Below are 5839 nucleotides of genomic sequence, written 5' to 3' on the forward strand. Positions count from 1 at the left end.
CCCTGAATGACCGCATCCACGAAATCCGCATGCGTTTCGAAGTGCTCAAGCGCGATACCTGGATCAATTATTGGCAGGCCATTGCCCAAGGGGGTGACGAGCATCACCTGGCCGAATTGCGCAATGCCACTCTGGCGGGACTGGACGAAGATTTCGTGTTCATCGCCCACTGCAATCTGGGCGGCGAAGCCATGGCCGAAGCCGACCTGCAACGTTTGCGCGACATTGCTCAACGCACCTGGACTCGAACCCTGGATGATCGGCTCGGGGTTTCATGGGAAGAGAACCGCCGCCAGGCACGAACGCCGGCGCCGAAGCTGCCTGTCAGCGAGCCGTTGCTGGCGGACAAACCCGAGCACCTGTTCGAACGTGCCGAAAGCGAACTGATCCCGGCTGATAACCCGTGGGGTTTCAAGCTCGATGTACCGCACTACAAGTACAACCGGGGCGAACTCTACAACCTGAGCATTACCCGCGGCACGCTGACGCGCGAAGAGCGTTACATCATCAATCACCACATGGTGCAGACGATCCTGATGCTCAGCCGCCTGCCCTTTCCCGAGCACCTCAACCACGTCGCGGAAATCGCCGGCGGCCATCACGAGAAAATGGACGGCACCGGTTATCCCAAACAGTTGAAACGCGAAGAAATGAGCCTGCCGGCGCGCATGATGGCGATAGCCGATATTTTCGAAGCGCTGACCGCTGCCGATCGTCCCTACAAGAAGGCCAAAACCTTGAGCGAAGCCTTGGGCATCATGGCCAACATGTGCCGTGACGCCCACATCGACCCGGAGTTGTTCGGGCTGTTCATCAACACACACATTTATTTGCAGTACGCAGAACGATTCCTCGATCCTCAGCAGATTGACGCTGTTGACCGGTCAAGCCTGCTGGTCAAGGCAGGCTTGAGCGCATGATCAGCAATCGGTCAGGCGCAGGAAAATCGCCGCCAGCCGCTCGATACCGGCCTGATCTTCAGCGGTAAAGCGCGCCAGTTTCGGGCTGTCGAGGTCCAGCACACCGATCAATCGACCGTCCTTGACCAACGGAACAACCAGTTCGCTGTTCGATGCGCTGTCGCACGCGATATGCCCGGGAAATGCGTGCACGTCTTCAACCAATTGAGTCTGCAAGGTCGACGCAGCCGTCCCGCACACGCCGCGCCCAAATGGAATCCGCACGCAGGCGATTTGCCCCTGGAAAGGACCGAGCACCAGCTCTTCGTTACGATTGAGGTAGAAACCGGCCCAGTTCAGATCATCGAGCTGGTTGAACAGGAATGCCGAGAACTGTGCAGCATTGGCGATAAAATCACGCTCGTCCGCCAGCAACGACTCCAGCTGCGCCCACAACATGCCGTAACCATCGAGGCCTTGGCCGCTCTTCTGTAAATCAATCATGCTTTGTGCTCCAACAGCTTGAGCCCGACCCAATAGCGGGCAAATTGATAGGCGCAACGGCCATTGCGATTGCCTCGGCCCCCGGCCCATCGCACCGCAAGGATGTCCAGTTCTTCGTTACGCTGCCACTCAAGCCCGGCCTTGCCGGCCAGTTGACCAATCCAGTGTTCGACAACGTTGAGGAAATGTTCCTGAGTAAACGGATAAAACGACAGCCACAAGCCGAAGCGGTCCGACAGCGCGATCTTGTCTTCCACCGCCTCGCTGGGGTGCAGTTCGCCGTCGACCCGTTTCCAGTTTTCGTTATCGCTTTCCTTTTCCGGCACCAAGTGGCGACGGTTGGAGGTGGCGTAAAGCAGAACGTTATCCGGTGCCTGTTCAAGGGAGCCATCGAGCACGCTCTTGAGTACGCGATAATCGCCCTCGCCCGACTCGAACGACAGGTCATCGCAGAACAACACGAAGCGTTGCGGCAACTTGCCGATTTGCTCGACCACGCGCGGCAGGTCCGCCAGGTGATCGCGCTCGATCTCAATCAGGCGCAAACCGGCGTGGGCATGTTCGGCGAGCAAGGCACGCACCAGCGACGATTTACCGGTACCGCGCGAGCCCCATAGCAAAGCGTGGTTGGCCGGCATGCCGTCGATGAACTGTTGGGTATTTCGCCCCAACTGTTCCAGCTGCCGGTCGACACCGATCAGATCGGACAGACGCATGTCGAGGCTGACGTGCAGGGGCAACAGAAAACCGCTGCGCCCCTCGCGCTGCCAGCGCGCGGCCAGGCATTGGTTCCAGTCGATGGTTTGTCGAGGTGCGGGCAGCAGCGGCTCGATACGGGCCAAAACAGCATCGGCGCGTTCAAGAAAAGCATTCAATCGAGCGTCCACGTCTTCTCCTCGGGCACGTTCACAGTGATGATGGCGATACAGCGACGAATACACAGCGTTCGGTGCCCGGCTCAACCCTTGCTCAAGGGTTCGCGAGAACATCGGTATCCCTGCATGATCGACTATGCTTGAGCAGCGAAAGAAAACGGAAGTGGTTCAACACCCCATGGATATCAAATTCACCCACCGGCTGTCATACAAGCAAGCCAAGCTTACTGTGCTGGTCGGTTTCATTCTGGGCACGCTGCTCAGCCTGCTGCAAATAGGCATCGATTATGCCAGCGAAGACGCCTCCATCAACCGCGAAATACGGTCTTTGCTGGAAATCAGCCATAATCCCGCCTCGCGCATCGCCTATAACATCGACGCCGAACTCGCCCAGGAACTGACCTTGGGCCTGCTGCGCTCACCGTCGATCATCAGTGCGAAACTGATCGATAACCGCAATACCGTGCTGGCCAGCGTCAAGCGTCCCGGCGTGCAAAGCGGTTATCGAGTGATCAGCGACTTCCTGTTCGGCGCCCATCGGCACTTCGAAGACCGGCTCTTTCTCAATCACCTGCCAAACGAATCCCTCGGGACCTTGCAACTGGAAGTCGATACCTATGCGTTTGGCAGCCGCTTCCTGCACCGGGCCGAAGTGACACTGCTCAACGGCTTCGCTCGAAGCCTGATCCTGACAGGCATTCTGCTCGCGCTGTTCTACGTGATGCTGACCAAACCCTTGGTTCGGGTCATTCGCGAACTCAGTGGCCGCGATCCGCGTAGCGTGGAGCCGACCCGGGTGGAATGTCCGCCGGGGCATGAAGACGATGAAATCGGTGTGCTGGTCAAAGCCGCCAACGAACAATTCGAAAACATCGCCACCGAAATCCATCAACGACGCAACGCCGAAAATCGCCTGACCGACTACCTCAGTCAACTGGAAAGCATCGTATCGACGCGTACCGCAGAGCTCAAGGCAACCAATGCCAGGCTCAGCCAATCCAATCGGGAGCTGGAAACCGCGCGCACCACCGCCACCGATATGGCCGAAGCCCGCTCGGTGTTTGTGGCCAACATGAGCCATGAAATCCGCACGCCCCTCAACGGCCTGTTAGGGATGATCGCGCTGTCGCTGGACGGCCCGCTCACTGCCGAGCAGCAGCAACAACTGTCGATCGCTCATGACTCAGGCAAAGTGCTGGTGGAATTGCTCAACGATATTCTCGACCTGTCGAAATTCGATGCCGGTCAGCTTGAACTCGAACACATTCCCTTCGACCTTGGCTCGTTGGTCGAGGACACCGCCAATCTGTTGTCCCAGAATGCGGCGCCGAGCGTGGAGCTTACGTGCCTGATCGATCCGCAGTTTCCGGCGCTGGTGCTGGGGGACCCGACCCGAGTGCGGCAGATCGTCAGTAATCTGTTGTCCAATGCGCTCAAATTCACCCGCTTCGGTCGGGTCGACTTACGTCTGTCTACGTTCGCGGAGGGCGTCAGAATCGAGGTCTGCGATACCGGTATCGGGATCGCCCAGGATGCCCAGGTCAAGATCCTCCAGCCGTTTACTCAGGCCGGTGCCGGTATTACCCGGCAGTTTGGCGGTACGGGGCTGGGCCTGGCCCTCACCTATAACCTCTGCGAAGCCATGCAGGGACGCCTGACGATCAGCTCGGAAGCCGGTTTCGGCAGCCAGTTCTGCGCCGACCTGCCGCTACCAGCCCACACCCGCGCCATGCCCCCGGCACCGCTGTCCGGCAAGGTCGTTGCGATTACCGCCGCCAGTAGCGGGCTTGCAGAACTGCTGAAAGCCCTGTTACCCGCGTGGGGGCTCGACTATCAACAGCGCTCCATGGATGACTCTTTGATTGGCCTTGAGCCTGATGTCTTGATCACCGACTGCCCCGAATGCCTGTTTGGTCTGCGCCCCACCCTCGCCGCACCGATTCTGTTGGTAACTGCTTATGGCAACTTCATGCCCAGCGAACAGGCGAGCGCCCTCGCGCCCTTGCAGCAACAGGCACGACCTCTGGCGCGCAATGCGCTGTACCAGAACTTGCGGCGAGTCTTGCAGCCGCAAAGTACGATGATCGACGGAGCGCGGGTCGACGCCCTGCCTCACCAGCGGCGTGGCCGCGTATTGCTGGTCGAGGACAACCCGGTCAATCAAATGGTGGCCAAGGGCATGCTGGGAAAACTCGGCTGTGAGGTCATCGTTGCCGCCCATGGTGCCGAAGCGCTGGATCAGCTTGAGCACACTGACTTCGATCTGGTGTTGATGGACTGCAACATGCCGGTAATGGACGGCTACGAAGCGAGCCGGCAAATCCGTCGCAGCGGGCGCTGGCCGCAGCTACCCGTTGTCGCGCTGACCGCCAACGCGATGTCCGAGGAACGCGAACGCTGCCGCGCGGCGGGCATGAKCGACTACCTGGTCAAGCCCTTGCGCCGGGAAGAACTGGCTGCCCTGCTTGATGTGTGGATGCCGACTACGACAGCGCCTTGATCTGACCTAACAAATGATCAAGGCCTTCGCGCAGATCATTCAGACGATCCAGATCCACCCCGCTGTCGYACAACAGGCGAGCCTTGAGCGGGCCGACCTGATCACGCAACGCCTTACCGGACGGTGAAAGGCTCAGGTGCACCTCGCGCTCATCGCGGACCGAACGCTGTCGCTGCACCAGCTGCAATTGCTCAAGTCGCTTGAGCAATGGCGTCAAGGTGCCGGAGTCCAGCGCCAGGCGTTCGCCCAACGCCTTGACCGTTGGCTGCCCGGGGGCTGCCTCCTGCCACTCCCACAGCACCAGCATGGCCAGATATTGCGGGTAGGTCAGGCCGAGTTGGTCGAGCATCGGCTTGTAGGCACGAATCACCGCCCGGGAAGCGGCATACAGCTTGAAGCAGAGCTGACTGTCGAGCTTCAGGGAATCGATGGACAGGGTGTTCATTTGAGCAGGGCTTCGATCTCGCGGCTCAGGTCCTGGGGCTTGGTCGCCGGGGCGAAGCGCTTGACCAACTGACCGTCCTTGCCAATCAGGAACTTGGTGAAGTTCCACTTGATGCCCTGCGAACCCAGTACACCCGGTGCGCGTTTTTTCAGCTGAACGAACAAGGGATGGGCGTCGGCACCGTTGACTTCGATCTTCTTGAACAGCGGGAAGCTGACACCGAAGTTCAATTCGCAGAATTCGGAAATGGCGCCTTCGTTGCCGGGTTCCTGTTTGCCGAACTGATTGCACGGAAAGCCGAGGACCACCAGCCCTTGGTCCTTGTAGGTTTGCCACAACTCTTCCAGCCCCTTGTATTGCGGGGTGAAGCCGCACTTGCTCGCGGTATTGACCACCAGCACGGCTTTGCCGGCGTAATCGGCCAGGGTCTTTTGTTCACCCTTGATGGTGGTGCACGGGATGCTCAGCAGGTTGTCGCTCATGGCTTGGACTCTTAATGAAAGGAGATAGGCTAAACATAGCGAGCAATTGAATTGCGTGCAATTTAATAAATCAATGGGGCACGATAATCCCTGCAGGAACCCGGCTTGCCGGCGATGGCGTACTTGAGATCGCC

General features: G+C 59.1%; 6 protein-coding genes. 2 read left to right on the top strand and 4 right to left on the bottom strand.

Going from position 1 to position 5839, the window contains the following annotated elements; all coding sequences use genetic code 11:
- The coding region (locus AC1DSG_RS26525) for an HD-GYP domain-containing protein (RefSeq protein WP_477793538.1) at positions 1-920 on the top strand (920 nt) is incomplete at its 5' end.
- Here the strand turns inward: AC1DSG_RS26525 and AC1DSG_RS26530 are convergent.
- Both AC1DSG_RS26530 and AC1DSG_RS26535 read right to left on the bottom strand, forming a co-directional pair.
- Positions 921-1403, bottom strand: a complete 483-nt coding sequence (locus AC1DSG_RS26530) for a GAF domain-containing protein (protein ID WP_027925736.1) — start codon at positions 1401-1403, stop codon at positions 921-923.
- Positions 1400-2290: an ATP-binding protein gene (locus tag AC1DSG_RS26535; RefSeq protein WP_477793542.1), complete on the bottom strand. Its 891-nt coding sequence runs from the start codon at positions 2288-2290 to the stop codon at positions 1400-1402. The genes AC1DSG_RS26530 and AC1DSG_RS26535 overlap by 4 nt, the downstream gene beginning before the upstream one ends.
- 166 nt (positions 2291-2456) lie before the next feature.
- Between AC1DSG_RS26535 and AC1DSG_RS26540 the strand changes: the two genes are divergently transcribed.
- Positions 2457-4778 (top strand): hybrid sensor histidine kinase/response regulator, encoded by a 2322-nt coding sequence (locus tag AC1DSG_RS26540; protein WP_477793539.1) that lies wholly within the window; start codon positions 2457-2459, stop codon positions 4776-4778.
- Here AC1DSG_RS26540 and AC1DSG_RS26545 read toward each other — a convergent pair.
- Together AC1DSG_RS26545 and AC1DSG_RS26550 are read right to left on the bottom strand one after the other, a co-directional pair.
- The gene (locus AC1DSG_RS26545; RefSeq protein WP_477793540.1) at positions 4762-5223 is read right to left on the bottom strand and encodes a MarR family winged helix-turn-helix transcriptional regulator; all 462 of its coding nucleotides are present in this window, start codon (positions 5221-5223) and stop codon (positions 4762-4764) included. The genes AC1DSG_RS26540 and AC1DSG_RS26545 overlap by 17 nt on opposite strands.
- The gene (locus AC1DSG_RS26550; RefSeq protein WP_477793541.1) at positions 5220-5705 is read right to left on the bottom strand and encodes a glutathione peroxidase; all 486 of its coding nucleotides are present in this window, start codon (positions 5703-5705) and stop codon (positions 5220-5222) included. The genes AC1DSG_RS26545 and AC1DSG_RS26550 overlap by 4 nt, the downstream gene beginning before the upstream one ends.
- Between the last annotated feature and the right edge of the window lie 134 nt (positions 5706-5839).

The organism is Pseudomonas sp. P5_A12, from assembly GCF_056400685.1.

What these genes read in the sequence shown, in the direction of transcription:
- AC1DSG_RS26530 (WP_027925736.1), bottom strand. Translation starts at nt 1,403, where the DNA reads ATGATTGATTTACAGAAGAGCGGCCAAGGCCTCGATGGTTACGGCATG.
- AC1DSG_RS26550 (WP_477793541.1), bottom strand. Translation starts at nt 5,705, where the DNA reads ATGAGCGACAACCTGCTGAGCATCCCGTGCACCACCATCAAGGGTGAA.